This window comes from Pseudohongiella sp., from assembly GCF_011050365.1.
Taxonomy (GTDB): Bacteria; Pseudomonadota; Gammaproteobacteria; order Pseudomonadales; family Pseudohongiellaceae; genus Pseudohongiella.
Genome location: NZ_DRFV01000008.1, coordinates 305,309 through 330,791 on the forward strand (window position 1 = coordinate 305,309; position 25,483 = coordinate 330,791).

The 25,483-nt window shown below is 55.9% G+C and carries 25 protein-coding genes; 18 read left to right on the forward strand and 7 right to left on the reverse strand.

Going from position 1 to position 25,483, the window contains the following annotated elements; genetic code table 11:
- Window positions 1-93 precede the first annotated feature (93 nt).
- The gene (locus ENH71_RS07260; RefSeq protein ID WP_294132629.1) at window positions 94-1,800 is read left to right on the forward strand and encodes a cyclase family protein; all 1,707 of its coding nucleotides are present in this window, start codon (window positions 94-96) and stop codon (window positions 1,798-1,800) included.
- 120 nt (window positions 1,801-1,920) lie between these two features.
- Here ENH71_RS07260 and ENH71_RS07265 read toward each other — a convergent pair whose 3' ends face one another.
- Window positions 1,921-3,117, reverse strand: a complete 1,197-nt coding sequence (locus ENH71_RS07265; protein WP_294132632.1) for an ice-binding family protein — start codon at window positions 3,115-3,117, stop codon at window positions 1,921-1,923.
- A gap of 487 nt (window positions 3,118-3,604) precedes the next feature.
- Between ENH71_RS07265 and yghU the strand changes: the two genes are divergently transcribed.
- Window positions 3,605-4,483, forward strand: coding sequence for a glutathione-dependent disulfide-bond oxidoreductase (gene yghU, locus ENH71_RS07270; RefSeq protein ID WP_294132635.1), 879 nt, complete (start codon window positions 3,605-3,607; stop codon window positions 4,481-4,483).
- Here yghU and ENH71_RS07275 read toward each other — a convergent pair.
- Window positions 4,480-4,956, reverse strand: coding sequence for a hypothetical protein (locus ENH71_RS07275; protein WP_294132638.1), 477 nt, complete (start codon window positions 4,954-4,956; stop codon window positions 4,480-4,482). The two genes, yghU and ENH71_RS07275, sit on opposite strands and share 4 nt — an antisense overlap.
- 414 nt (window positions 4,957-5,370) lie before the next feature.
- Here ENH71_RS07275 and ENH71_RS07280 point away from each other — a divergent pair, with 414 nt between their 5' ends.
- The 11 genes from ENH71_RS07280 to fabV all read left to right on the forward strand — a co-directional run bounded on the left by ENH71_RS07280 (window position 5,371) and on the right by fabV (window position 14,485).
- Complete coding sequence (locus ENH71_RS07280) at window positions 5,371-6,222, forward strand: putative RNA methyltransferase (protein WP_294132641.1); 852 nt, start codon at window positions 5,371-5,373, stop codon at window positions 6,220-6,222.
- Window positions 6,222-6,500 carry a hypothetical protein gene (locus ENH71_RS07285; RefSeq protein ID WP_294132645.1) on the forward strand — a complete coding sequence of 93 codons (279 nt, stop codon included), beginning with the start codon at window positions 6,222-6,224 and terminating at the stop codon, window positions 6,498-6,500. Before ENH71_RS07280 ends, ENH71_RS07285 begins: the two co-directional genes overlap by 1 nt.
- Window positions 6,485-7,354 carry a hypothetical protein gene (locus ENH71_RS07290; RefSeq protein WP_294132648.1) on the forward strand — a complete coding sequence of 290 codons (870 nt, stop codon included), beginning with the start codon at window positions 6,485-6,487 and terminating at the stop codon, window positions 7,352-7,354. Before ENH71_RS07285 ends, ENH71_RS07290 begins: the two co-directional genes overlap by 16 nt.
- Window positions 7,355-7,396: 42 nt before the next feature.
- Window positions 7,397-7,708 carry an antibiotic biosynthesis monooxygenase family protein gene (locus tag ENH71_RS07295; RefSeq protein WP_294132651.1) on the forward strand — a complete coding sequence of 104 codons (312 nt, stop codon included), beginning with the start codon at window positions 7,397-7,399 and terminating at the stop codon, window positions 7,706-7,708.
- Window positions 7,709-7,770: 62 nt separating this feature from the next.
- Window positions 7,771-9,204 (forward strand): Nramp family divalent metal transporter, encoded by a 1,434-nt coding sequence (locus ENH71_RS07300; RefSeq protein ID WP_294137641.1) that lies wholly within the window; start codon window positions 7,771-7,773, stop codon window positions 9,202-9,204.
- 38 nt (window positions 9,205-9,242) lie between these two features.
- Window positions 9,243-9,755: a GNAT family N-acetyltransferase gene (locus ENH71_RS07305; protein WP_294135805.1), complete on the forward strand. Its 513-nt coding sequence runs from the start codon at window positions 9,243-9,245 to the stop codon at window positions 9,753-9,755.
- Between the two features lie 73 nt (window positions 9,756-9,828).
- Window positions 9,829-10,653 (forward strand): alpha/beta hydrolase, encoded by an 825-nt coding sequence (locus ENH71_RS07310; RefSeq protein ID WP_294135802.1) that lies wholly within the window; start codon window positions 9,829-9,831, stop codon window positions 10,651-10,653.
- A gap of 11 nt (window positions 10,654-10,664) precedes the next feature.
- Window positions 10,665-11,081, forward strand: a complete 417-nt coding sequence (mscL, locus tag ENH71_RS07315) for a large-conductance mechanosensitive channel protein MscL (RefSeq protein WP_294135799.1) — start codon at window positions 10,665-10,667, stop codon at window positions 11,079-11,081.
- A gap of 34 nt (window positions 11,082-11,115) precedes the next feature.
- Window positions 11,116-11,871 (forward strand): SDR family NAD(P)-dependent oxidoreductase, encoded by a 756-nt coding sequence (locus ENH71_RS07320; RefSeq protein ID WP_294135797.1) that lies wholly within the window; start codon window positions 11,116-11,118, stop codon window positions 11,869-11,871.
- Between the two features lie 47 nt (window positions 11,872-11,918).
- Window positions 11,919-13,205 carry a M20/M25/M40 family metallo-hydrolase gene (locus ENH71_RS07325; RefSeq protein ID WP_294135795.1) on the forward strand — a complete coding sequence of 429 codons (1,287 nt, stop codon included), beginning with the start codon at window positions 11,919-11,921 and terminating at the stop codon, window positions 13,203-13,205.
- Between the two features lie 83 nt (window positions 13,206-13,288).
- The gene (gene fabV, locus ENH71_RS07330) at window positions 13,289-14,485 is read left to right on the forward strand and encodes an enoyl-ACP reductase FabV (protein ID WP_294135790.1); all 1,197 of its coding nucleotides are present in this window, start codon (window positions 13,289-13,291) and stop codon (window positions 14,483-14,485) included.
- A gap of 92 nt (window positions 14,486-14,577) precedes the next feature.
- Here the strand turns inward: fabV and ENH71_RS07335 are convergent, their stop codons facing one another.
- From ENH71_RS07335 to ENH71_RS07345, 3 genes are read right to left on the reverse strand one after another with little or no spacing between them, the layout of a single operon-like run.
- The gene (locus tag ENH71_RS07335; protein ID WP_294135788.1) at window positions 14,578-15,861 is read right to left on the reverse strand and encodes a cytochrome P450; all 1,284 of its coding nucleotides are present in this window, start codon (window positions 15,859-15,861) and stop codon (window positions 14,578-14,580) included.
- A 42-nt stretch (window positions 15,862-15,903) separates the two neighbouring features.
- Window positions 15,904-16,224 (reverse strand): 2Fe-2S iron-sulfur cluster-binding protein, encoded by a 321-nt coding sequence (locus tag ENH71_RS07340; RefSeq protein WP_294135786.1) that lies wholly within the window; start codon window positions 16,222-16,224, stop codon window positions 15,904-15,906.
- A 46-nt stretch (window positions 16,225-16,270) separates the two neighbouring features.
- Window positions 16,271-16,936 carry a glutathione S-transferase family protein gene (locus tag ENH71_RS07345; RefSeq protein ID WP_294135784.1) on the reverse strand — a complete coding sequence of 222 codons (666 nt, stop codon included), beginning with the start codon at window positions 16,934-16,936 and terminating at the stop codon, window positions 16,271-16,273.
- Window positions 16,937-17,053: 117 nt separating this feature from the next.
- Between ENH71_RS07345 and ENH71_RS07350 the strand changes: the two genes are divergently transcribed.
- Window positions 17,054-18,274 (forward strand): pectin acetylesterase-family hydrolase, encoded by a 1,221-nt coding sequence (locus ENH71_RS07350; protein WP_294135783.1) that lies wholly within the window; start codon window positions 17,054-17,056, stop codon window positions 18,272-18,274.
- 7 nt (window positions 18,275-18,281) lie between these two features.
- On the opposite strand, the gene ENH71_RS07355 is transcribed toward ENH71_RS07350, so the two are convergent.
- Window positions 18,282-19,118 (reverse strand): NAD-dependent protein deacetylase, encoded by an 837-nt coding sequence (locus ENH71_RS07355; protein WP_294135782.1) that lies wholly within the window; start codon window positions 19,116-19,118, stop codon window positions 18,282-18,284.
- Window positions 19,119-19,254: 136 nt separating this feature from the next.
- Between ENH71_RS07355 and ENH71_RS07360 the strand changes: the two genes are divergently transcribed.
- From ENH71_RS07360 to ggt, 4 genes are all read left to right on the forward strand, one after another.
- A complete protein-coding gene (locus tag ENH71_RS07360) occupies window positions 19,255-20,454 on the forward strand; it encodes a serine hydrolase domain-containing protein (protein WP_294135778.1) in 1,200 nt (399 codons plus the stop codon).
- A complete protein-coding gene (nhaC, locus tag ENH71_RS07365; RefSeq protein WP_317622415.1) occupies window positions 20,444-21,856 on the forward strand; it encodes a Na+/H+ antiporter NhaC in 1,413 nt (470 codons plus the stop codon). The genes ENH71_RS07360 and nhaC overlap by 11 nt, the downstream gene beginning before the upstream one ends.
- Before the next feature lie 275 nt (window positions 21,857-22,131).
- Window positions 22,132-22,989, forward strand: coding sequence for a D-amino-acid transaminase (locus ENH71_RS07370; RefSeq protein ID WP_294135776.1), 858 nt, complete (start codon window positions 22,132-22,134; stop codon window positions 22,987-22,989).
- A gap of 37 nt (window positions 22,990-23,026) precedes the next feature.
- A complete protein-coding gene (ggt, locus tag ENH71_RS07375; protein WP_294135774.1) occupies window positions 23,027-24,739 on the forward strand; it encodes a gamma-glutamyltransferase in 1,713 nt (570 codons plus the stop codon).
- Between the two features lie 10 nt (window positions 24,740-24,749).
- On the opposite strand, the gene rlmE is transcribed toward ggt, so the two are convergent.
- Entirely contained in the window at window positions 24,750-25,370 is a 621-nt protein-coding gene (gene rlmE, locus ENH71_RS07380; protein WP_294135773.1) for a 23S rRNA (uridine(2552)-2'-O)-methyltransferase RlmE, read from the reverse strand.
- Window positions 25,371-25,483 lie beyond the last annotated feature (113 nt).

Here is a 25,483-nt window from a genome sequence, read left to right on the forward strand (position 1 = left end):
CATAGCAGAGCCCTTGACAACGAACCCTTTTAAAAATCGTTAAAAAAGCCCGATATAAAATTATTTCCGCAACACAACGAGTGTAGCACCGATATGAAACTCGCGATTCTTGATGCCGATATTCTTTACGACACCTTACGTCCGCGCTATGGCAGCTATGGCGACATGTTCAAACGCTTGTTGGGTCAATCCGGTAGCGACTGGGAGATGTCAATCTATCGCGTTATCGACGGGCAGTACCCAGCCGATCCAGCGTCGTATGACGGGTTCCTGATTACCGGCAGCAAATACGACAGCTTTGCCGATGACGACTGGATAGTGACACTGCGACAATATGCGCGAACACTGTTTGCGGCCGGCAAACCGATGGTGGGCGTGTGTTTTGGTCACCAATTGCTGGCGCACGCCCTGGGTGGCCGCGCCGGGCGCTCGGATGCGGGCTGGGGGCTGGGTGTCATGCAGTATCAACTGGAGCAGCAGCCGGCATTTGTTGACGATCGTGTATCGGTAAATCTGATTGTCAGCCACCGGGATCAGGTGCTGAGTCTGCCCGCCGGAGCCATGCGCTTGCTCAGTAACGATTTTTGTCCGAATGCCGCGTTTTACATTCCGGGCAGGGTGTTGGCGATTCAGGGGCATCCGGAATTCAGTGTTGAGTACGCCAGGGCTTTGCTGGAATTGCGCGCCGATCAGTTGGCGCCCGAGATGCTGGCACAGGTTGAGCGTAGTTTTGCCACGCCACATGATGGGAAATTGGCAGGGGAGTGGATTAGAAAATTTCTGGAACAAAATTCACACAAAAAAAGTGAACACAAAGAAAGCGCCCACAAAGAAAGCGCCCACAAAAAACAGGGGAATGTCATGCGTAAAACGTTAAAGACTGTTGTGATGGGCGCATTTGTCGCCAGTGCTTTTGCCGGCCCGGTCCATGCGCAGGATTGGGTGCCATCACGTTACGGCGCGGATGATCGCATTGGCGCCGCCAACAACCTGAGTGCCGGGGGTGTGCGGGCGGCGGCACAGCTGATTACCACAGGCAAAGTTTATTCGCTGGGCATTGATACCGAAGAAGGCGCGCCAGCGTACGGGGGGCGTAGCTATGATATCGATATTGTCGCCTCAGGCGCCAATGTTGAGGTCGGCGCCGATGTTGTGACGTCCAATGATGAGCGCGTCGTTACCAGCTTTGGCATTGGTTCGCAGATCGATGGTCTGGGGCACCTGGGCATCGGTAACCAGTACTACAATGGCCTGACTGCGGCCGATATCGTGCGCGACACCGGATTGGCGGAGCTGGGCACGCATGACATCCCGCCGATTGTCACGCGGGGGGTGCTGCTGGATATGACCCGGCATCTCGGAGTCGACATGGTCAGGGAAGGCACCGCCTTTAATCGCACCGAAATTGATGCGGCGGCCAGTGCCCAGGGAATACAAATTCAGCGCGGCGATGTGGTGTTGTTTCACACCGGTTGGCTGCAATTGCTGGGCGTCGACAATGAGCGCTACATCTCCAGTCAGCCGGGGCTGGGTGTGGAAGGTGCTGAATACCTGGCAGAGCTGGGCGTGGTGGCGATCGGAGCGGATACCCCGGCGTTGGAAGTGATTCCCTTTGAGAATCCGCAGCGTATATTTGCGGTGCATCAGACGCTGTTGGCAAAGCAGGGTGTGTATATTCTGGAGAGCATGAATACCGCTGAATTGGCAGCAGATGAGGTGCAAGAGTTCATGTTTGTGCTGGGACAGCCCAAGTTTAAAGGCGCCGTCCAGGTCGTAGTGAATCCGATAGCGATCAGATAGCAAGCATTACTGCGTCAGACTCGACAATAGTAAGAGGCAGGCAATGCTGAAAACGCAGACAAAAAAGTGGCGCCCTGAGGCGCCATTTTTTAACCCGGCTGGTAACAGCCGGGTTCGTACTTATAACTGGGTTACGACAAACGCCAGTGGTGTTTCGCTGTAGATCAGTTCGCCACCTTGCGCCGTGTAGCCGATAAAGATTTCGTATCGGCCTGCATCCAGCGTTCCGCTGAACAATTCACCAGAAATACTGCTGCCGATGCTGTTGCTGCTGTAGATCGATACCAGGGTTTCTACATTCTGATCCCAGACAAAGAAGTCACCGTCACCGTTCTCCATCAACCACTGCTCAACGCCGGTGGTGGAGATGTACTTGATGACGACAAACACGTTGGCGGCCTTGCCCACATCCGCTGCTTCAAAGGCCAGTTCAGCATTAACCACAATTTGCTCGCTGGTTGAAAAGCTACTGCTGTAGCTGGCGCCGCCATTTGACGTTGCCCCGGCCTTGATGGTGGCCGTGGACGCCTGACCGGCTGAATTAATGACCTTGTCGATGCCTGGCAGTTCGGTGCCCGGGATCGGTGTTGGTGTCTCACCAGTCGTTGTGGTCGACAGCGTTACCGTATTGCCATCCAGAGTCACTGCGGTTCCGGCCAGTGCTCGACCGACCAGAGTAGCACCCGTATTCAGGGTGATGCCCGCGCCAGCAAGAATGCTACCGTAAAAGGCGGAACTGGTCCCCAGTGTTGCCGAGGTTCCTACCTGCCAGAATACGTTGCTCGCGGTTGCGCCATTGATCAGATTGATGGCGGCATTGTTATTCAGCGTCAGGGCTTCTTCCACCTGAAACACGAACACTGCCGTAGAGCTGCCTTGAGCGTCCAGCACTAGGGAACCGGTAATGTCGGCGGCACTGGTAAAGTGGTAAACCCCGGGTATCAGCACCATACCTGAACCCAGGGCGGCAGCCTGTTCAGTGGTCACCGCCTGGCCAGCCAGATTGTTATATGCAACCAGCGTGTCGGCGACAGCCTGGGCGGCAATGGCGTCATTTGAACGAATCTGACCCAAACGTACAATGCCGGGTGGAAAGCCGGTAATCGCAGTGCCGGGACTGACACCGAGTTCGCCGGTGATGATGCTGGAACCGGTATTGGTTACTGTCGACCCTGCGAGAACCGAGAATTGCGCGGCCTCGCCCAGATCAGGAATGGTCTGGGCAAAGGAGGCGCCGGACACGCTGCCGGCGAATATGGCGAATGCGATTGTGGCACTTTTTAGCATCATCGAAAAAGGTTGCTTTGTAGCTTTCATAGGCTGGTACCTGGTGTGTGTTGCAAGGGCAAGGTGCCCGGCGATATGGCGCGGATGTTTCCGGACATAAAGGGATCTGTTGCATTGAATCAATGCAAATTTATAAGCAAGGGGGGGAGTGGGCTGAATGCGGCGCCCAAGCTTTGGAGGCGCGACGTTCTGAGAGTGATTTATCTCGTCAATTTAACTATACGCGCAATTCTGGCAATAGATAGTTAAATTTATGGATTGCAGTTTTCGTTGTCCGCTTCCTGCAACACGATGCGTCACGGTGGCTGCCGGATCGCAGGCCCGCAAGCGCCTGCGACCATGCGCCTGTTCCTGCCCGGGCTGTTGTTATCAGATGGCTGTTGTTAGACTGCCAACTTCTCTGACTGCCACCTACGGTATAAGTCCATTACCGGCAGTCAATGACATCCGTGAGCGTTCCGTTACCTCGCCCGATGCCGGGTTGCTGACAGGAAGGCCAAATAACCAAGGAGATTGCATGAGCGACAAACCATATACGCCACCCAAAGTATGGCGCCCCGATGAGGTCAGCGGCGGCCGATTTTCCAGCATCAATCGCCCGGTAGCCGGACCCACGCACGACAGGGAATTGCCAGTTGGCAAGCACCCGATTCAGCTTTACTCGCTGGCAACGCCTAATGGAGTCAAAGTGACTATTTTGCTGGAAGAGTTGCTGGCGGCGGGCCATTCGGGGGCGGAGTATGATGCATATCTGATCAATATCATGGAAGGTGATCAGTTTGGCAGTGGATTTGTTTCCGTAAACCCTAATTCCAAAATTCCGGCAATGGTCGACCACAGTGTGTCGCCGCCAGTACGTATCTTTGAGTCCGGAGCCATGTTGCTCTACCTGGCCGAGAAGTTCGACGCCTTTATCCCCAAAGACACAGCCGGGCGCGCTGAGTGTTTGTCGTGGCTGTTCTGGCAAATGGGCAGTGCGCCTTTTCTGGGCGGCGGGTTTGGCCATTTTTATGCCTACGCGCCGGAAAAGTATGAGTACGCAATCAATCGCTACACCATGGAAGTCAAGCGTCAGCTTGATGTGCTCGACCGTCAGTTGGCGGTGAGCCAGTACATTGCGGGCGACGATTATACCATCGCCGACATGGCGATATGGCCCTGGTATGGTGCTCTGGTCAATAACAAGGTGTATGAAGCTGCCGAGTTTCTGCAGACCCATACCTACAAAAACGTAGTGCGCTGGACGCAGGAGCTGGAACAAAGAGCGGCGGTGCAGCGCGGTAAAATGGTTAATCGATCCTGGGGTGAATTGCATGAGCAATTACGTGAGCGACATGACGCCAGTGATTTCGAAACACGGACACAGGATAAACTGGGGGCGGATAAAAACAGTTAGTCTGTTTTCAAATAAAGGGGGCGAAGAGCTGCGGTGAACAGAAAGACGGTGGCGCTGATCTGCAGAGTTTCTTCCCACAGCTGACTTCGTTCGCCAGGCAGATCCACAATGGATTTGTCAAAGAACCAGGACGCCATGTAGAACATCACGCCCAGTCCTGTCTGCACACTGGTCGCTGTCCACAGAATGTCGGCTTTGTATCGCCACAATGCCAGGCGATTGCCAAAGATCTGGGTCAGCAACCAGATCCAGACAGCGCCCCCGGCCAGACGGATCAGAGTTTCGGTGGTTTCCCAGCCTTGCTGGGGCCCCAGCCTGTCGATATCGACTTCCCGCACCATGATGGACAGGCACAACACCCCCAGCACCATGTGACATTGACGCACTGTAATGAAACTGGTGGGTTGACGAACTGTCTGCATAAGGTGCATGGCTGTGGCCAGCATCAGAAAAAACACCTGGGTATTTTCCATGAGGCGGTTTTCGTATGTAACGGAAATGTCCTGATGCCATAATCTGTTGGCTGCGAGTGCGCAAATGGCTGCAATAATAACGGCCAGCGAAAAAATCGCGGCGTTTTTTGAGAGTACTGGTCCGTCTTCAGTCTTGTTGGTTTTGATCATACGTCCATTTTTTTAATTGTGTCGGATTTGAATTGGTGAGTTATCAATCCTGATGAATCAGAATACCAAGACTGCCGGGGTTTTGGTAGCCAGTCTCTGGCTGGTGACCTTAAAGTGTTTTATTATGAAATCCGGTTGAACGACTAATTTTAGTGATTGCGTGGCATTTGCCACGAATCACGCCAGCGCCTGGCCGAGGCTGAGGACAGAAACCTTAAAGGAAAACCTTAAAGGGGACGGAGGGATTACTTTTTGTACAGCCTGATGCCATTTACACAGCTGGCGTGTCCATTGGATGGTGCGGTGCTGCGGGATGCCGGAGGGCACTGGCGGTGTGAGCATGGGCACAGTTACGATGTGGCGCGCCAGGGGTATGTGAACCTGTTGCCGGTACACAAGAAACGCTCGCGCGATCCGGGTGACAGCAAGGACATGGTGGCTGCGCGGCAGCGGTTTCTGGCAGCCGGGTATTATACACCGGTGGCCACGGCGATCAGCAAAGCGATGCTGAGCGGACTGACCGACCAGCAGACCGTTCGATGTCTGGACGCCGGTTGTGGTGAGGGCTACTATCTGCGACAGCTGGCAGCGGTTGCCGACAGACCCGGGCGTCTGGCCCTGATGGGCCTGGATATCTCAAAATGGGCGGTGCAGTCCGCCGCCAGGCAGGATCACAACATGCGCTGGGTAGTGGGCAGCAATGCCAATCTGCCCGTGCAGTCCGGATCGCTGGACCGGGTCTTGTGCATGTTCGGCTTCCCGGTATACAGTGAGTTCGCCCGCGTACTGAGCCACGACGGCTCGCTGATTCAGTTGGACCCGGGCCCGGCACACTTGCGGGAGCTGCGTGAGATAATTTATCCCAGCCTGAAGCCGGCACGCGACAATAGGGATGACTTGCCCGCCGGATTTGAACGGGTATCATCTGATTCCATAAACTATGTGGCCCATATTCAGGACGCCGGTCTGGTGCAGGATTTGTTGACCATGACACCGCATCTGTATCGGGCCAACGCTGAAGGACGCAAACGTGCTGCAGCACTGACATCGCTGTCAGTGACAATCGATGTCGAGCTCCTCAGCCTACGTAAAACAAAACCAATGGAAACCGAATAATGAAAGATGCGCTACGCAAGTTATGCCGCCCGGTACTGGCTTTTTTCGAAAAAGGTGAGCCGGCTGCCAGTTACCGACCCTCACATCGCACTATCCTGCTGGCTGCCGCCACTCTGTTTCTGATTTTGTTTGGAGTGTCACTGTTCTTTGCCCTGGCGGCCGGGCAGCTGGGTGCTGTGGTTCCCGTCGTTGTATTTTTTGTCGTCAGCGTAGTCAGCCTGATTGTGGCGACCCTTGGTAGCGACACCGCAGTGGCTCGCATATGGGGCCTGAAATAGTCGTGCCGGCGATCAGGTCATGGCGTGGCGAAGCATTCAATCAGGTACCCGATTCTGATAACCGTATACATTCCGACGAACTTGCCAGAGAGTATGGTTTTACCGGCGCATTGGTGCCCGGTGTAACAGTTTCGGCTTATCTGATTCAGCCTGCGGTAACAGCCTGGGGACTGCATTGGCTGGAGCGCGGCGCGGCACACGCGACGATCAAGTCTCCCCTGTACGACGAGCACGAATTCATGGTTGAGGTTGAGCAGCAGGGGCCGGAAGACCGCTACCATGCGCAACTTTTCAGTGACGACAGATTATGCGCAATCTCGGAGGTATGGTTACCAGAGGCTCTTGATGTTGAGCCCGAGTACCAGAATCATGAGGTCATGGCCGATGCCTGGCAGGCGCCTGCGGCAAACCGCGAGGTGATGGAGCAGCTGCGTCAGCAAGGTTGTCCGGCAAAAACCTTTTTGTGGTCAGCACAGCACGAGATGGCCGCTTACCTGCGCCGTCAAAGTGATATGCCAGTCCTGCTGAGAACACAGGCGCTTGCGGACAACAACAGGAATGAAAGTGGTTATGCCAATATGTCATTCCTGTTGGGCTGCGCCAATCGTCATTTTGCCGCCGTCGCCAGCATGAGTCCGTGGATTCACCTGGAGATCCGCGCGCAGAACTTCCAGGCGGTGCCCTTGAATACCGCGTTGATCAGTGAAATGACCATTACCGACCTGTTTAATAAAAAGGGCCATGAGTTCGCGGACTGTGTTTTCAGCCTGTTCATGGCCGACAGCAAGCGTTGTGTCTGCTCCATTCAGCAGCGGGCGATTTATAAAATGAGAGTCGGTCAGCCATCGCAGTAATGTCGTGGCGTCGACCCGGACGAATAGTGACCAGGAGGATGCATGAAATACATCTTTGAAGTGCACATAAAGCCGGGGTACACCGCAGAGGATTACGCTGACGCCTGGGTGCGTGCCAGCGAAATAATTCAGCAGGCACCCGGAGCCCGTGGTACAGAGCTGCATCGAAAACTTGATGATCCCGGTGTGTTGATTGCTATCGCCAGCTGGGACAGCAAGGCCAGCCGCGACGCCATGGAAAATAAACATGACACCTCGGTGGCTGACATCATCAGAGGCGCGGCACACTTATGTGACATACGTCCGCTGGGCGAGTTCGATGAGCCTGAGTGGGTGGTCTCACCAGTCAAGTGACATCGGGCACTAAACATCACATTAAAAATTCAATTGGAGAACAGTAAAAGGCAGTAGCCCATATGACCAATCGTACTACAAGTGACACAATGTTTCGGGAACAGGTGCCATTACCGCCAACGGGGCTGGGTAAGCTTAAGTGGTATGGTCCTGGCCTGTTGTGGATGTTGTCGGCTGTAGGTACAGGGTCAATATTATTTACACCACGCGTCGCTTCTGCTTATCAGTACGATTTATTGTGGGTGCTATTGCTGGTTGTTTTTTTCATGTGGGTCATGATCCGGGAAATGGCGCGATTTTCCGTTGTTACCGGGCAAAGCATGCTGGAGGGTATGCACACACTGAGCGGTCCCAGGAATTGGGCGGTCTGGACTATTTTTGTGCCCCAGTTGTGTGCTGCGATGGTGGGTATAGCGGGTTTGTCCGCAATTGTGGGCAGTGCCCTGGGTTCGGCGCTACCTGGGTCTAACACGGTTTACAGTGTGCTGATTGTGGTGACCTGTACGGCATTTACCGCCAGTGGCCATTACATGAAGATCGAGCGCCTGAGCCGGATAATGGCAATGATTCTGATGCTGCTGGCGGTTGTTGCCGCCGCGGTCGTGTTTTCAGACGTGCAAGGCGTTACAGATGGATTGGTGCCGACAGTACCAGCGGACCCTGATCTGTATATAATCCTGCCATGGGTAGGCACCATTCTGGCAGGTTCAATGGGCATCGTCTGGTTTGGTTATTGGACGGCCACGCGGGGTTACGGTGGCGGTCTTATTGCTGAGCAATCTGCCAGCGATCATGTCAATGCAGAGCCACAGGCATCGGAGGCGCGTGTACAGCGACTGCGGGCCTGGCTTGGTGTCATGACCGGCGCGGCAACATTGGGGGTGCTTGGCGGGCTGGCTGTTATTTTTTCTTTTATGGTACTGGGCGCAGAACTACTCTCGCCGGCAGGCGTCATGCCCGAGGGAAGCGATGTGGCGAAGGATCTGAGCCGTCTGTTTTCCGAAACCTGGGGTGTGGCTGGCGAGATCATGATGCTCGCCGCCATCATCATTGCATTGGGTGGCAGCATTTTGGCCAATCAGGATGGCTGGGGGCGCAGCTTCGCCGATATGACTCTGATACTTCTTCGGGGCGGCCAGCAATCTGCGAAACAAGTGTTGGCTGTCAGGATGCTGGCATGGTGTCAGCAACGCACACGGTTGCCCATGTTCAAACGACGATCTCTCAAACGACTGTTCATTGTCGTCGTCACCGGGCTGCTGCCGGTCCTGATAATTCTTGCGTTCGACAATCCGGTACAAATCATGTCGGCCTCGGGTATTATCGCCGCCGTCCATACGCCGTTCATCGTACTGGCAGCGCTGTTCGTCAACTGCACCCGTTTGCCTCAGGCTTTGCGGCCGGGCCTGTTCTATGCCATGGCCATGCTGGCCTCGGGATTGTTTTATCTTGGCTTCGCGGCGCTATATTTTCTGCAGCTGGCAGGTTATGTTTAGCACCGTTTTACCACTGATAACTCAAGATAAACGAATCCATGACCATTTTCATCAGACCCGCCAGTCAGGCCGACGCCAAAGCCATTACTGATATCTACAACCATTACATATCGAACACCGTGGTTACCTTTGAGGAAACTCCGGTGGCGCCGGTGGCGATGGCAGATCGTCTGCAGGGGGTGCAGTCGGCATTGCTGCCGTGGCTGGTAGGTGAAGCCGAATCCGGCGGTCAGAGCACAGTGGTGGGGTATGCCTACGCCACCCCCTGGAAAAACCGCAGTGCCTATCTCTACTCGGTGGAAAGTTCGGTGTATCTGGCACCGGGCGCGGTTGGCCGGGGCTTTGGCACGGCCCTGTACACTGCGTTGCTGGACGAGTTGAAGCGCAGCTCGGTACACAGTGTCATTGGCGGCATCTCATTGCCCAACGCGGCAAGCGTGGCGTTGCATGAGCGACTGGGGTTTCGCAAAATCGCGCACTTGCAAGAGGTCGGTTACAAGGCCGGGCAATGGCTTGATGTTGGATACTGGCAGATTCTGCTGCCAGGTTGACTCGCTGTCAGGCTGGGGCTAATCTGGCCTACGATTTCAACTTTGCCCGCGATCAGCGGGCCCGGAGCGCTCCATGTCTGTATTGTCTCTGTCGTCCGCGACAAAATCCCTGTCTGTTCTGATCTCGTCGTTGGGACTGCTGTTTGTGCTATCAGCCTCGGCACAGGCGGACACTGTTCGTAATGTTGTCTATGGCCAGAAAGATGGTCTGGCAATGGTGATGGATGTCTATCAACCCGAAGACAACGCCAATGGTGCGGCGGTTGCTTACATGATCAGTGGCGGCTGGATGTCCAGCCCGATGATGCAGAATGCGTACGAATCCATGTTTGTGCCCCTGGTGGATGCCGGTTACACGGTGTTCGCGGTTCGCCATGGCAGCAGCCCCCGTTACAACGTGCTGGAGGCATGGAGTGATGTGTCACAGGCGTTCCAGTTTATTGCCGGCAACGCCGGGGATTATGGGGTGGATCCGGCCCGGATCGGGGTTTCCGGTATCAGTGCCGGCGGTCACCTGTCATTGATGTTAGGCCTGTCCACCGACGATCAACCGCATCGTCCGGCAGCTGTGGTGGCCTACATGCCACCGACGAACCTTCGTGGCATGACCGGTCCGAATGACAACTTCCCGGCATTGAACTTTGATGCCGCATTGGCGCCTACTGTGTCGCCGATCGATTTTGCCAGTGCCGGTGACCCACCGGTATTGCTGGTGCACGGCGACGCCGACGACCTGGTGAATATCAGCCACAGTGAGAATATGTATGCAGCCCTGCAATCGGCTGACATCGTTACCGACTTCGTGGTAATCGAAGGCGCCGGTCACGGTCTGTTCACCGGTGCTGATGGCGTGACAGCCGCTGATGCATTAAAAGGCTGGTTTGACCAACATCTGTGAGGGTCGTTGCCATGAAAATGATTCAGGAGTTCAAGGAATTTGCAGTCAAGGGCAATGTCATCGACATGGCGGTTGGTGTCATCATAGGAACCGCGTTTGGACGCATCGTGTCTTCGTTTGTGGCCGATGTCGTGATGCCACCCATCGGCGTATTGCTGGGGGGTGTCGACTTTTCTGACCTGGCCATCACCTTGCGTGAGGCGGTATCTGCCGATGTACCCGCCGTGGTCATTTCCTATGGACGCTTCCTGCAGACGGTGATTGACTTCACCATCATTGCATTTGTCATTTTCATGGCAATCCGGTTTATCAACCGATTAAAGCGTAACCCCCCGCCCGTGCCGGTAGTTGCTGCGCCTCCGGTTGAGCCGTCGGCGGAAGAGAAATTATTAACCGAGATCAGAGATCTGCTCAAGACCAATCGTTAAGGTTCGGTCTCTGTTGTCCACGACAGGAGTCGTTATGTCAGTCCCAAAAGTCGCGCTGGTCACTGGCGCGGCATCAGGAATAGGGCGTGCCAGTGCCATTGCGCTGGCCGCTGCCGGATTTACCGTTGCCGTCAACTACCGCAGTAAAAAGCATGACGCGCTGGCGCTGCTGGAAGAGCTGGATGGCGACGGGCACCAGGCATTCTACGCCGACGTTGCCAGCGCAACAGATGCGGAAAAACTTGTTGAAGACGTTTTGGGTGCCTATCAGCGACTGGATGTGCTGGTTAATGCCGCCGGACAATTTACTCCACAGGACGTCAAAAGTGCAGACTATGAGCAATGGCAAAGTGACTGGCAGCAAAGCCTGCAGCTTAACCTGATGGCGCCGCTGAATCTGGCTTTTCAGGTAGCCAAACCGATGATGAAGCAAGGTGCAGGTAAAATCATCAATATAACGTCACGTGGCGCCTTTCGTGGTGAGCCCACTGCGCCGGCCTACGGTGCCGCCAAGTCTGGTCTGAACTCGGCAACACAGTCGTTGGCACTGGCGCTGGGCAGCCACGGTATCTGTGTTTACGCGATAGCACCGGGCTGGACAGAAACGCCGGCGGCGTCGCCGCGAATCCGCAATCAGGGTTGGGACGATGTCGCTGCACAAAGTCCGTTGGGCCGCATCGGGCGACCTTCCGAGATCGGTAATCTGGTGGCCTTTCTGGCCGGTAGCGAAACCGAATATCTTACCGGCGCCATTATCGATGCCAATGGCGCTTCCTACTTGAGAAATTAACCGCGACAGATGCCGCTGACAGGTCTGTTGCCGGCCGGAGACTTCCGATGTTTACAGTGATGATGCGCAGTACCGTTTTATTTTCGACGTTGTTGATGAGCCAGGTGTCTTTCGCGCAACTGGACACCGCCGTATTTGATGCCGCCACTGCGCAGAAGTCGCCAATGATAACGACCATGGAGAGGTTGGTGTCTGTCGAGTCAGGCAGTGGTGACCGCGAAGGCCTCGGGCAGATCGCGAGTCTGATTGCGGCTGAGCTGAGTGCGCTGGGTGGTGACGTCGAGTTGTTGCAGGCAGGGGACGATGTGTATCGCATGTTTGACACGCCCGAGCAACTGGGCCCGATGGTGCATGCCCGCTTCTCTGGCTCCGGTGACAAAAAAATTCTGTTGATTGCACATATGGATACCGTGTACCTGCGCGGTATGCTGGCGCAGCAACCGTTTCGTATTGACGGCAATCGCGCGTACGGGTTGGGTATCTCTGACGACAAACAGGGTGTGGCACTGATCGTTCATGTCATTGCCATGTTGCAGGCACTGAATTTTGACGACTATGGCACGTTGACAGTGCTGATCAACGGCGATGAGGAAATCAGCTCGCCGGGCTCTCGCACAATGTTGACGCAGTTGGGCGCCGAGCACGATGTGGTTCTGTCAGCAGAACCGACACGCATTGACAACGATTCTCTGTCGTTGGCCACCAGCGGTATCGGTGCGGTCACGATGTCAGTCAAAGGTCGTGCCTCACACGCCGGCGCCGCTCCTGAGCTGGGCCGCAACGCTTTGTATGAAATGGCGCACCAGTTGTTGCAACTGGACGACCTGTCGGAACCCGACGTAGGCTTCAAAGTGAACTGGACGCTGGCGCAGGTGGGTACCAACCGTAATGTGATTCCGGCAGACGCGGTCGCGACAGCGGATGTGCGCATGCTGCGACTGGAAGACTTTGAGCGGCTGGAATCCCGCATTCAGGAGCGAGTGAGCAACCGGCTGATATCCGATACCGAGATCAGTCTGCGTTTTGAGAATCGACGGCCGCCATTGCAGGCGACTGATGCATCCCGTGCCCTGGCAGCACACGGCCAGCAGATTTATGCTGAGCTGGGCATGACCCTGGTGGTCAATGATCAGGCCGAAGGTGGTGGCACCGATGCGGCATTCGCTGCCCTGCAGACTGAGGCGCCGGTGATTGAACGTTTCGGCCTGCAAGGTTTTGGTGCCCACTCCAACAATGACGAATACGTGCTGCTGGACTCGATAGAACCCAGATTGTATCTGCTGGCACGCATGATCATGGATGTGTCCACGGGCGCTGCGCCTGGGGTAAAATAGTAGCTGAATTCGAACAGACAGCCCAGTGGCGCCCAGCGCAACTGAGCAAATATCGCCGTATTGGCGGAGTTAGAGGGATATAGATGATTATAAAGCCAAAATACCGCGGATTTATTTGCACCACGACGCACCCTACCGGTTGCTACAACAACGTCAAAGATCAGATTGAGGTGACCCGACAGCAGGGAGTCCACAGTAATGGTCCGAAAAAAGTATTGGTCATTGGCGCCTCCAGCGGGTACGGCCTGGCAGCACGAATCACGGCGGCGTTTGGATATCAGGCAGCAACAGTTGGCGTGTTTTTCGAAAAGCCTGCCACTGAAACCAAACCCGGGACCGCTGGCTGGTACAACTCATGGGCGTTTGAAGAAGAAGCCAAAAAAGATGGGCTATACGCAAAATCCATTAATGGCGACGCCTTCTCCAACGAAGTACGTGAGCAGGCTATTGCGCTGATAAAACAGGATCTGGGCAAAGTGGATCTGGTGGTGTACTCACTGGCATCGCCGGTCCGTAAACTGCCTGATAGCGGCGAACTCAAGCGCTCTGTGCTCAAGCCCATCGGCGAGGTGTACCAGTCGACCGCTATTGATACCAACAAGGATCAGATCATTCACGCCGAGGTCGAGCCGGCGACTGAGGAAGAAATTGCCGACACCATTACCGTCATGGGTGGCGAGGACTGGGAGCTATGGATGCAGGCGCTGGACCAGGCCGGCGTGCTGGCTGGCGGCGCGAAAACGGTTGCTTTCAGCTACATCGGTACGGAAATGACCTGGCCAATTTACTGGCATGGTGCCCTGGGTAAAGCCAAGGAAGATCTGGATCGCGCAGCGTCCGAACTCAACACCAAGCTGGAGAAAAAATACGGTGGCAGTGCCAATGTTGCCGTGCTCAAATCTGTTGTCACGCAGGCATCGGCGGCCATCCCGGTGATGCCTTTGTATATCGCACTGGTGTACAAGGTGATGAAAGAAAAAGGCTTGCATGAAGGCACTATCGAACAGCTCAATCGCCTGTTCCGTGAGCAGCTTTATCGCGAGGATGAACAGCCATACGATATGGACGACGCCGGACGACTGCGAATGGATGACAAGGAGTTGCGTGATGACGTGCAGTCAGAATGCAAGGATCTCTGGCAGCGTGTCAATAATGACAATCTGTTCCAGTTGACCGACTATGCAGGCTACAAGCATGAGTTCCTGAAGCTCTTTGGTTTTGAGCGCAGTGACGTGGATTATGACGCTGATGTGGCCACTGAAGTAGACTTCAAGGCTTGAGGTGATTGGTACTGGCCGGCGCTGCAAGTGCCGGCCAGTTTGCCTGCGGACCTTTCCTGTGTCCTGTCAGAATCTGCCGCGGCAGTTGATTGCTAGCCAGCTGCGCTTTTGATGGCAGATGAACGAATCATCACTGGCAAGTCTGTATAGCCTTTGACAAAGCTGGAGTAGATACGCACCGGCTCGCCAACGACCTCCACCTTGTCAAAACGCTTGCTGATTTCTTCCCACAGAACCCGCAGCTGCATCTCCGCCAGACGGTTGCCCATGCAACGATGAATACCAAAACCGAATGACAGGTGCTGGCGTGCGCGTGGGCGGTCGATAATAAAATCGTCGGGATTTTCAATTGCGTCGGTGTCGCGATTGGCGGAGGCATACCACATCAGTATTTTATCGCCGGCACGAATGTTTTTGCCGCCCAGCTCGATATCCACTTTTGCCGTGCGGCGCATATAGGCCAGCGGCGTTTGCCAGCGAATAATCTCTGACACCATGGACGGGATAAGCGCCGGGTTGTCGCGCAGCTTCTGATACTCCTGCGGGTTTTCATTCAGCGCGAGTACACCGCCGCTGATTGAATTGCGGGTAGTGTCATTGCCGCCCACGATCAACAGTATCAGGTTGCCCAGAAACTCCCGTGGTGGCATGTTGCGTGTGGCCTCGCCATGCGCGAGCATTGATATCAGATCATTCCCCGGCGGCTTGCTGGCACGTTCCTGCCACAGCCGGGAAAAGTAAGCCAGGCATTCTTTCAGGATCTCAAAGCCTTCTTCATAACTGTCGATCAGTCCGGCCCCGGGGATGGCAGTGGCGACATCTGACCAGTAGGTCAACTTGTGCCGGTCCTCAAACGGGAAATCGAATAACGTTGCCAGCATCTGTGTGGTCAGGTCACGCGATACCAGTTCAACCCAGTTAAAGGTTTCGTCTTTAGGCAGTGCATCCAGGATGGTGGTAACACGCTGCCGTATCAGTCCCTCCAGGTTCTTCAGATTGGCTGGTGCCACGACGCCCTGAACTGTCTTGCGCTGCTCTTCGTGTTTGGGCGGGTCCATGGCAATGAACATGGGCAACGTGAATTCAGGAATCACATCAACGATGCCGATGGTGGGCTCTGACGAAAAAATATGCGGCGCTGCTTCCATGGTCATGATGTCTTTGTATTTCATCACTGACCAGTAGGGCCCCAGCGGCGAATCGGCACAGTAGTGCACCGGGTCGTCCTGGCGCAGCCTTGACAGGAAGGGCAGGAATTCATTGGCCTGCCAGATGCCCGGGTGTGCCAGGTCGATCTCATCCAGTGGCGTTGTCCACGGATCGCGACCAACCAGACTGCGCTTACGTTTGGTGTCCTGAGCTGTTACATCTGACATGTTGGCACTCCGCGATCGGCATGATACTGAAAATTAGTGCGACTAGAACTGGAACTCAGGCAGGCGTACTACCAGGCCGTCAAGGTCGTCATTGATATCAATCTGACAGGACAGTCGCGAGTTGGCGCTTCGTTCCGGGTTGATGTCGAGCATGGGCTCTTCGAATTCGCCCGGCTCGCCGACGGCCTGCAGCCAGGCGTCATCTACAAACACGTGACAGGTGCCGCAGGAGCAGGCGCCGCCACAGTCGGCATCAATGCCGGGTACCAGGTTCTTGATGGCGGCTTCCATCACGGAGTCGCCATTGCTGGCATCGATGCTGTGTTCTGTACCGTCGTGTTCTATATAGGTGATTCGGGTCATGATAAATCAGGCTCTCTGTTTCGGTGGTTTTGGTAGCTTGCTGGCGCTAGCGCACAACAATATTCTGTGCGCCCCTGACGATGTCATCTGGCGTGCGATTGCGCTCCGGTTGTCTGATGCCACGCTGACAGGCCGGGCGGGCATAAAGCGCGTCGAGCCAGCGCTGCAGGTGAGGCAGCCCGTCGACGCTGACGCCCGACCAGTTGTGGGTGCGTACCCAGCACCAGTTCGCAATGTCGGCGATGGTATACTCCTCGCCAGCCAGATATTCGGCCGCTGAAAGTCGACTGTCAAGCACTGCGAACAGGCGTCGGCATTCGTTTTGATAACGATCAATGGCCGGCTGAATTTTTTCCGGAAAATAGCGATAAAATACATTGGCCTGGCCCATCATCGGACCGACCCCGCCCATCTGGAACATCAGCCACTGCAGGGTACGGGATCGGGTGTCGGGGTCTGCCGGGTATAACTGGCCGAACTTTTCCCCGAGATAAATCATGATGGCGCCGGATTCGAATACGCTGAAATTGTTGTTACTGCGATCCACAATCACCGGTATTCGCCCGTTGGGGTTCATGGCGAGGAACGCCGGTGTTTTCTGGTCACCGGCGGACAGATTGACGGGGTGCAGGGTGTAGTCCGCGCCAACCTCTTCCAGCATCACGGTAACCTTGTAACCGTTAGGCGTGGCCGAGCTGTAAACATCGATCATGGGGAGCCTCTGGCTGGGGTGTATTTTCCCTGCGACGAATCGTATGTTATTACGGAATGTGTTACAACATGTATCAGGCCCAACCTTAATACACACGATAATCGAGAGTTCAGGCGTATGAACAACAATAACACCGGTTTTTTCCCGATTCTGACCAGACTTATCGTCGGCACCAGCGCCCGTTTTGCCGCCCTGGTGCTGATTGCGGTGACGGCGCTGGCCGCCTGCAGCGAGCCCGAGCCGCCGGCTGCTCCCGACATCCCGACGGCAGTCAATGTGCCGGCGGTTGATGCACAAGAGCAGACCTATGCCGACTTCTCCGGTCTGGAGCCGGGCTGGAATGCCTTTGCACCCGGCGGCGATACCCTCTGTAGCGATGGCTCGGAATATCGCTTTTTTGTTAAGCAGGGTGAGCCTGACAAACTGATGTTCTATCTGGAAGGCGGCGGTGCGTGTTGGGATGGCGCCAACTGTGACCCCGACCTGCAACCCAGTTACCAGGTCAACCTGGCTGCGACAGACCCTGCCAATGCCCATGGCATTCTCGCCTTTGAGCATCCGGAAAATCCATTCGCGGATTACACGATCGTTTATGCGCCTTACTGTTCCGCCGATGTCCATCTCGGGGATTCGGTACAGAACCACATGGCGCCTGCCATTGAAGGCCATGCATCTCATGAAGTGAACATACAGCATCGCGGCCTGGCCAATGCGACTGCAGCCATGCAGTGGGCATTTGACCATGTGCTGGTGCCAAGACAGATTTTTGTTACCGGCTCCAGTGCCGGATCCATACCGTCGCCGTTCTACGCCCTGGAAATAGCGCAGCAATATCCGCGCTCCAGCGTTGTGCAGTTGGGCGACGCCTCGGGGGGATATCGTGGTTTTGCCAATTTCAATCCCTATGATGTATGGGCAACCGATGAGGTGCTGGCAGAGATGGATTATGTCAGTACTATTTCGGCTGACGAATTCAGTTTTCATCATCTCTACATCGGTGCGGCGCAGCAGCGCCCGGATATTCGCTTTGCTTCATACGACAATGCGGAAGACGATGTGCAGAAACAATTTCTGGCACTGGGCGGTACGCCCACCGAGTCATTGCTGCCACTGCTGGAAACCAACCTGAATGAAATCGGCGAGGCGATACCGGATTTTCGTTACTACGTGGCAGGCGGCTCGATGCACACCATCCTGCTGCGTCCGGAAGTCTACAGCTATGAGGTTGAGGGCGTCCGCTTTGTGGACTGGCTCACAGACCTGGCCGCAGGTGAGCCGGTGCAGAATGTGATGTGCCTGAATTGCGAGCTGGCACCGGAGCCGGTGCAGGCACCGTGATAATTGGTCAGGTCTGGATCGCTGCCAGCAGTGGCGCTATCGGCACATCGAATTTGATGCTGGCAAGGTCATCGGCGCGGGTTCGCCCCTGCGTCAGTATCGCAATTGGGGTGTTGGCCTGGTGCGCCTGGCGGGCAAAACGAAAACCGGAAAACACCATCAGGGACGAACCAATCACCAGCAGGCCCCGGCTGTTCGCCAGTACGTCAAAGACCTGGTCAACACGGGGCCTGGGTACAGTGTCCCCGAAGAAAACCACGTCCGGTTTGAGGATGCCGTCGCACTGCGGGCAACCTGGCACCTCGAAAGTCGAAAAATCCATCTCCAGATCTGCATCACCATCAGGCGCCGCCGTGGCAAAAACGCTGTCCAGCGATGGATTAAGTGATGCGCAGCGGGCATGCATGTGCGCCCGCGCCTCCCTGTATCCGCAGGACATGCATATCAGCTCGTCAGCACGGCCGTGCAGATCGATAACTGCGTCGCTACCCGCCTTCTGATGCAGCCGGTCGACATTCTGCGTCACGATCATCGATAACAGACCTTTGTTCTCCAGTTCGGCTATCTTGCGGTGAGCGAGATTGGGTTGAGCTTTCTGCATGATTGGCCAACCCACCAGGCTGCGCGCCCAGTAACGCTGTCGTGTTGCGGCGCATTGCATGAATTCCTGGTGCTGCACCGGTTGTTTTCGCTTCCAGTTGCCATTGCTGTCCCGGTAATCCGGAATGCCGGAGTCGGTGCTGATGCCGGCGCCGGTCAGCAGCAGCACGGGGGCATGGGCGCGGATAAAGGCCGCCAGTGCGGTGGCATGTTGCTCAGGACTGTTGTTCAGGGCTGTGGTCATGGATTTCCGTTATTCGGGTGCTTGCAGGCCGTAGCGTGGCTCGTATTCATGTCCGCTGGGTGACGATGCTGGCGCTGTTGTTTGTCTGAGCGGTGCGGTACGCTGTCTACCATAACAATCCCGGAGGAAGATGGCGATGCCCGCAACTGACCTGATAAAGCCCCTGTTAATTCTGTTGTGTCTGTCACCGGCATCCGCGCTGGCACAAACCGATAGTCCGGCCCGTTGGCTCGACCCGGCCAATGATACCCGGAATCTGCCCACTGACGGCAGCATTCTGTTCTGGTCGGGTGATCAGCAAATTGCCGGTTTTCGTAATACCGCTCTGCTAAGTCCGGTGCGTCAAGTTGTGACAGGGGAAGAGGTGATGCCCCTGCCGCGCGCAGAGCGCGATTTCTCGGCTTTGCGCTACGAGGTAAACGGTGAGTCCTTCGCGTTGGCTGATTACATGCAGCACAACCATGTCGGTGGCCTGTTGGTGCTCAAGGACGGACAGATCGTGCTGGAGCAGTATGGCCTTGGCAACGATGAGGATACCCAATGGGTGTCATTCTCCATGACCAAGTCGGTGGTCTCATTGCTGACCGGCGCCGCCATTGCCGATGGTTATATCAACAGTGTTAACGATCCGGTGACTGACTATTTGCCGCAACTGCGTGGCAGCGCCTACGACGGTGTCAGCATTCGCAATGTGCTGCAAATGGCGTCGGGCACGGACTGGAATGAAGACTATGCTGATCCGGCCTCGGATGTTGCCACCTCGCCCAGCGACATGCTGGCGCTGATGCAATTCATGGGAGAAAAGGCACGTGTCGCCGAACCCGGAGAGCGCTTCAATTACAACACGGGCGAAACCAATCTGGCAGGGGCCATCGTGCGCGCCGCCATCGGCAACAACCTGGCCGCCTATCTGACGCAAAAGATCTGGCAGCCCTGGGGCATGGAGAGTGATGCTACCTGGATCAGTCACGGCCCTTACGGTGGCGAACTGGGTGGTTGCTGCCTGTCACCGGTGCTGCGGGACTGGGGGCGGCTGGCGCTACTGGTGATGAATGACGGCGTGCTGCACGATGGCTCGCGGCTGGTGCCTGAGGGCTGGATAGCCGAATCCACTGAACCGTCGGCCGGCAGCGACAATTACGGCTATCTGTGGTGGCTCAACGGCGATGGCACGTTCCGCGCCAGTGGCATTTTCGGGCAAGGCATCTACCTGAGCCCGGAGGAAAACCTGGTGATTGTGGTTCAGGGTGCCTGGCCGCAGGCGACTGGCGCCAGCTTTGCCAGCCATCGTGACGGCTTTTTCAAAGCGGTAGAAGCGTCTCTAAGTGCAAACTGAACCGGGTACGCTGCCGGCAACTGCGAAACGGCCAAGCGCCGCTCATGGCGCGTTGTGTTTTGCCGGCAATCTGGCGATTATCGCACTGGGCCTGTTTGCGTTGGGTATCAGTCTGCATATTCTGTTGTTCGCCTGCCTGATCTGGACCGGCCTCAACAGCAGGTTGCTGGGTCACGACTTTGTGGCGATTCGCGACATGATGAACGACGGCATCAGTCGGGCGTTGCCAGCCATTTACATCTTTCTGCTGATAGGTCTGGTGATTGCTGCTTTCATGCAAAGCGGCACCGTGGCTGCTCTCATTTATTATGGTCTGAATCTGCTAAGTCCCGCGTGGTTTCTGGCAGCAGGTCTGGTGCTGTGCAGTGTGATGTCGGTAGCTACGGGGACGTCCTGGGGCACCGCCGGTACCCTGGGTGTCGTGTTGATCGGCATCGGCGGCGCCATGGGGATCCCGCTGCCCATGGTGGCTGGCATGATTGTCTGTGGCGCGACCTTTGGCGACAAACTGTCGCCGGTGTCTGATACCACCAACCTGGCGGCCATGAGCGCGGGTACCTCCCTGTTTCGCCATATCGGGTCCATGTTGTACACCACGGTGCCTGCGTTTGTGATCAGTCTGCTGGTCTTCGTGGTGCTGGGGCTGGCTTATGCCGATAACGCGCTGCCAACGGTGGCGATTGCTGAAATCCGGCAGGCGCTGACGTCGAGCTATGGTTTGAATCTGTGGATTACCCTGCTGCCGTTGCTGGTGATGCTGACCCTCAGTTTGCGGCGTTTCCCGGCTGAGGTTGCCATGACCGCCAGCGTCGTAGTGGCCGTGTTGATTGCCATCCTGTATCAGGGCCAGAGTGTGGTTACCGTGCTGAATAATTTGTGGAGCAATCAGGCGGGCACTACCGGCATCACCAGTCTGGATGAGCTGCTGGGCCGGGGTGGCATGCTCAGTATGAGCTGGACGCTGTTGTTATCCCTGATGGCACTGGCACTGGGTGGTATGTTGTTCGCAGCAGGTTTTCTGCAGGCGATGTTGCAAGGACTGATTGCGCGTCTTAAAAGTACCGCCAGTCTTGTCGCCAGCACCATCGGCGCCGGGATCATCGGCAATATGGGTATGGGCGAAGCCTACATCACCATTATTCTCAACAGTCAGCTCTTCCGTCCTGCCTTCGAGGCAAAAGGCATTGATAACGCCGTGTTGTCGCGGTCAGTCGAAGAAGGCGCGACCATGAGCACCGGCCTGATTCCATGGACCACTGCGGGTGCTTTTTATGCGGCAACACTGGGCGTACCGGTGCTGGATTATCTGCCGTATGCCTTTCTCAATTATCTGAATCCGCTGATTGCCATTACCATGGCGGCGCTGGGTTTGGGTTTGCTGCGGCGCGTGAAAAAAAACTGACATTATTTTGTTGACACTGTTGCGACTTCGAGATTACTCTCAAGCCATGTTCAATTGAGAAATAAAAAGGAGGTGATCCAATGTCGAGTGATTCAGCTAAGGTTTCAATGGATGTTGGTGCAATTAAAAAAGCCGGGAGTAACTTCCTGGTGGTTTGATGACACCCCTCTCTGATCTCAGAGAAGGTTCCATTGGAGCCAGCATCACGGAAAGGGAGCTACGGCTCCCTTTTTTAATGTCTGATATATTGCGGTCGAAAATCTGGAAGGTGTGCTGTGAGCAGAACGGTATTTGTAAACGGGGAATATTTGCCAGAGGAAAACGCCACCATTTCCGTGTTTGATCGCGGATTCCTGTTCGGTGACGGAGTCTACGAGGTGATACCCATTGTGAGGGGCAAGCTGGTCGATGAAGACTACTCGATTGAGCGTCTGCGTCACAGCCTTAGCGCCGTGGAAATTGCCTGGCCCTGCACTGAGGCTGACTACCTGGCTATGCTGCGTGAACTGATTCGGCGCAATGGCGTCACAGAAGGCAGTGTCTACGTACAGATTACCCGGGGCATTGCCGAGCGTGATTTTGCCTATCCGCCGCACATCAAGAGCACCATCATGGCTTACACCTCGTCGCGGAGTCTGCTGGACAATCCGGCAGCGCTGGCCGGCGTCAAGGTCGTGTCGGTACCCGACCTGCGCTGGCAACGGCGTGATATCAAGTCGCTGAATCTGCTGGGCCAATGTATGGCAAAACAACAGGCAGCAGCGCAAGGTGCATTTGAAGCCTGGATGCTGGAAGACGGCATGGTCACCGAAGGTGCTTCGTCATCAGCGTTCATTATCAAAGATAAAACCATCATCACACGGGCATTGTCCAACGCCATTCTGCCGGGCATCCGTCGTCGCGTGATTCTGGAGCTGGCAGAGCTGGCCAGCGTGACGCTGGTCGAACGCAGTTTCAGTCTGGAAGAGGCCCTGGCTGCTGATGAAGCCTTCATCAGCAGTGCCACCACACTGGTCATGCCGGTGGTCAGTATTGATGGCAAGGTGATTGCTGATGGCAAGCCGGGGCCACTGACACAAAAACTCAGAAGCCTTTATATCGAAAGCCTGTTGGCAGAAGCTGCCAGCAAATAGGGTGAATTAACGCTAAAACCGTAGCGGAGTACACGACATGAAAACAACAACAAGAATCAGCCTTTTTTACCGCAGCCTGGCGCTGATATTAATCTGTCTGCTGCCAATTACCCTGTCAGCACAGAGCGGTAAAACGCCGTTACGTGTCGAAAATGGCATAGTCACCAGCGCCTCACGACTGGCCTCGCAGGTCGGTGTTGATATTCTGCAGGACGGTGGCAATGCCGTTGATGCGGCGGTGGCGACGGCGCTTGCCCTGGCCGTTACCTGGCCTACGGCAGGCAATATTGGTGGTGGTGGTTTTCTGGTGTATCACGGTGATGATGGCCACGCCACAACCTTTGATTTCCGTGAGAAAGCACCGCTGGCGGCAAGCGAGCGTATGTACGTGGGCGACGACGGTTTGAGCACCAACGCCCAGCACCGCGGTTTTCTGTCCGTGGGTGTACCGGGCACAGTTGCCGGCCTGTACGAGGCACATCAGGCCCTCGGCAGCCTGCCCTGGGCAGATCTGGTGGCGCCGGCCGTAGCGCTGGCGCGCGACGGTATTCCGATTACCTACGCACTCTATAGCGGCTTCAGTCGCAATCAACCATTCTGGGACCAGTTTCCGTCGTCTGCGGCTGTATTCATGAACAATGGCGAACCCTACCAGATGGGCGATAACTGGGTGCAGCCTGATCTGGCGCGCACACTGGAGCGAATCCAGCACCAGGGTCGCGACGGTTTTTACAAAGGTGAGAACGCACGCATGCTGGCCGCGTTCATGCAGGAGAATGGCGGCCTGATTACCGAGGAAGACCTGGCACTGTACCAGCCAGTAGAGCGGGAACCGGTGCGCGGAACTTATCGTGGCTACGACATCGTCAGCATGCCGCCACCGAGCTCCGGCGGTGTCGGTATTATCGAGATGCTGAATATTCTGGAAGGTTTCGATCTGGCCGCTCTGGGGCATAACTCGGCGGACTATCTGCACGTTTTGACCGAGGCCATGCGCCGGACCTACGCCGATCGCGCCGAATTTCTGGGTGATCCGGATTTTAATCCCGACATGCCGGTCAGTCGTTTGATCAGCAAGGAACATGCGGCCTCACTGCGCGCGTCCATTGATATGACACAGGCCTCGGTCAGCGATGAAGCCGAATTCGCCGATATCTACGAAAGTGAAGAGACCACGCACTTTTCAGTGGTCGACCAGGACGGCAATATGGTGTCGCTGACCTATACTCTGGAGAACGGCTACGGTTCGCGTATTGTTGCCGGTAGCGGCGGCTATCTGCTCAATAACGAGATGGGTGATTTTAATCCAGTGCCGGGTGTCACTAATCGGGATGGGCAGGTTGGTACCGATCCGAACCTGGTGGTGCCGCAAAAGCGTATGCTGTCATCAATGTCACCAACCATTGTGGCCCGGGACGGCAAGCCGGTGCTGGCAATTGGCAGCCCGGGTGGCCGTACCATCATCAATACCACCATGCAGGTGATCCTGAACATGATCGATCATGATCTGAATGTTGCCCAGGCGGTGGAGGCGGGGCGCATGCATCACCAGTGGTTGCCAGATGTCACCAGTATGGAAGCCAATGCCTTTTCACCTGACACCATTCGCCTGTATGAGGCGAAGGGGCATGAGACGCGGGTGCGCGGTAATCAGGGCTCAGCGATGGGCATATTCATCGACCGGGAGACAGGACTGTTTCATGGTGCCGCCGACTCGCGCGCGGGAGATGGCGCGGCCGTCGGCTATTGACGCAACTGCTTCAGGATCTGAAACCCTTGCCGACCAGATAGACCTCACGGGAGCGTGCCCGTGAGGCGTCTGGCTTGCGGGTGACCACCTTGTCAAAGCTGGTGCGCAGGTCTTTGACATAATCGTCATAGCCTTCACCGTGAAATACCTTGGCCAGAAAACTACCGCCCGGTTTCAGGGTCTGCCGCGCCATGTCCAGCGCCAGTTCCACCAGGTACATGGACGCCGCCTGGTCAGCGGCATCAATGCCGCTGATGTTGGGAGCCATATCCGACATCACCAGATCGACCCCGGCACCATTCAGTGCGGCCATAATCTGATCAAAAACCTCCTGTTCAGTGAAATCGCCCTGTATAAAATCCACATCCGCGATCGAGTCCATGGGCAGGATATCGGACGCAATGACGCGTCCCTGGGGTTCGACGATGGGTGCCGCCACCTGGGACCAGCCACCCGGCGCAGAGCCCAGATCCAATACCAGCATGCCGGGCCGGATGATCTTGTCCTTGTTGTTTACTTCCAATAACTTATAGCTGGCGCGCGAGCGGAAACCGTCTATTTGCGCCTTTTTGACGTAAGGGTCGTTGACGTGCTCGTCCAGCCAGCGTTTGCTGCTTTTTGATCGGGCCATGTGCCTGCCAGGAATGCTGATGATGACTTTTTCGGGGTGAAAGCATAGCATAGTCGCCTATTGAGCAGTACCGGGCACTGCCCGCGCTGCGCTTCCATACCTTTTGCCGGAGT

What these genes read in the sequence shown, in the direction of transcription:
- ENH71_RS07260 (WP_294132629.1), top strand. Translation starts at nt 94, where the DNA reads ATGAAACTCGCGATTCTTGATGCCGATATTCTTTACGACACCTTACGT.
- ENH71_RS07265 (WP_294132632.1), bottom strand. Translation starts at nt 3,117, where the DNA reads ATGAAAGCTACAAAGCAACCTTTTTCGATGATGCTAAAAAGTGCCACA.
- yghU (WP_294132635.1), top strand. Translation starts at nt 3,605, where the DNA reads ATGAGCGACAAACCATATACGCCACCCAAAGTATGGCGCCCCGATGAG.
- ENH71_RS07275 (WP_294132638.1), bottom strand. Translation starts at nt 4,956, where the DNA reads ATGGAAAATACCCAGGTGTTTTTTCTGATGCTGGCCACAGCCATGCAC.
- ENH71_RS07280 (WP_294132641.1), top strand. Translation starts at nt 5,371, where the DNA reads ATGCCATTTACACAGCTGGCGTGTCCATTGGATGGTGCGGTGCTGCGG.
- ENH71_RS07285 (WP_294132645.1), top strand. Translation starts at nt 6,222, where the DNA reads ATGAAAGATGCGCTACGCAAGTTATGCCGCCCGGTACTGGCTTTTTTC.
- ENH71_RS07290 (WP_294132648.1), top strand. Translation starts at nt 6,485, where the DNA reads ATGGGGCCTGAAATAGTCGTGCCGGCGATCAGGTCATGGCGTGGCGAA.
- ENH71_RS07295 (WP_294132651.1), top strand. Translation starts at nt 7,397, where the DNA reads ATGAAATACATCTTTGAAGTGCACATAAAGCCGGGGTACACCGCAGAG.
- ENH71_RS07300 (WP_294137641.1), top strand. Translation starts at nt 7,771, where the DNA reads ATGACCAATCGTACTACAAGTGACACAATGTTTCGGGAACAGGTGCCA.
- ENH71_RS07305 (WP_294135805.1), top strand. Translation starts at nt 9,243, where the DNA reads ATGACCATTTTCATCAGACCCGCCAGTCAGGCCGACGCCAAAGCCATT.
- ENH71_RS07310 (WP_294135802.1), top strand. Translation starts at nt 9,829, where the DNA reads ATGTCTGTATTGTCTCTGTCGTCCGCGACAAAATCCCTGTCTGTTCTG.
- mscL (WP_294135799.1), top strand. Translation starts at nt 10,665, where the DNA reads ATGAAAATGATTCAGGAGTTCAAGGAATTTGCAGTCAAGGGCAATGTC.
- ENH71_RS07320 (WP_294135797.1), top strand. Translation starts at nt 11,116, where the DNA reads ATGTCAGTCCCAAAAGTCGCGCTGGTCACTGGCGCGGCATCAGGAATA.
- ENH71_RS07325 (WP_294135795.1), top strand. Translation starts at nt 11,919, where the DNA reads ATGTTTACAGTGATGATGCGCAGTACCGTTTTATTTTCGACGTTGTTG.
- fabV (WP_294135790.1), top strand. Translation starts at nt 13,289, where the DNA reads ATGATTATAAAGCCAAAATACCGCGGATTTATTTGCACCACGACGCAC.
- ENH71_RS07335 (WP_294135788.1), bottom strand. Translation starts at nt 15,861, where the DNA reads ATGTCAGATGTAACAGCTCAGGACACCAAACGTAAGCGCAGTCTGGTT.
- ENH71_RS07340 (WP_294135786.1), bottom strand. Translation starts at nt 16,224, where the DNA reads ATGACCCGAATCACCTATATAGAACACGACGGTACAGAACACAGCATC.
- ENH71_RS07345 (WP_294135784.1), bottom strand. Translation starts at nt 16,936, where the DNA reads ATGATCGATGTTTACAGCTCGGCCACGCCTAACGGTTACAAGGTTACC.
- ENH71_RS07350 (WP_294135783.1), top strand. Translation starts at nt 17,054, where the DNA reads ATGAACAACAATAACACCGGTTTTTTCCCGATTCTGACCAGACTTATC.
- ENH71_RS07355 (WP_294135782.1), bottom strand. Translation starts at nt 19,118, where the DNA reads ATGACCACAGCCCTGAACAACAGTCCTGAGCAACATGCCACCGCACTG.
- ENH71_RS07360 (WP_294135778.1), top strand. Translation starts at nt 19,255, where the DNA reads ATGCCCGCAACTGACCTGATAAAGCCCCTGTTAATTCTGTTGTGTCTG.
- ggt (WP_294135774.1), top strand. Translation starts at nt 23,027, where the DNA reads ATGAAAACAACAACAAGAATCAGCCTTTTTTACCGCAGCCTGGCGCTG.
- rlmE (WP_294135773.1), bottom strand. Translation starts at nt 25,370, where the DNA reads ATGGCCCGATCAAAAAGCAGCAAACGCTGGCTGGACGAGCACGTCAAC.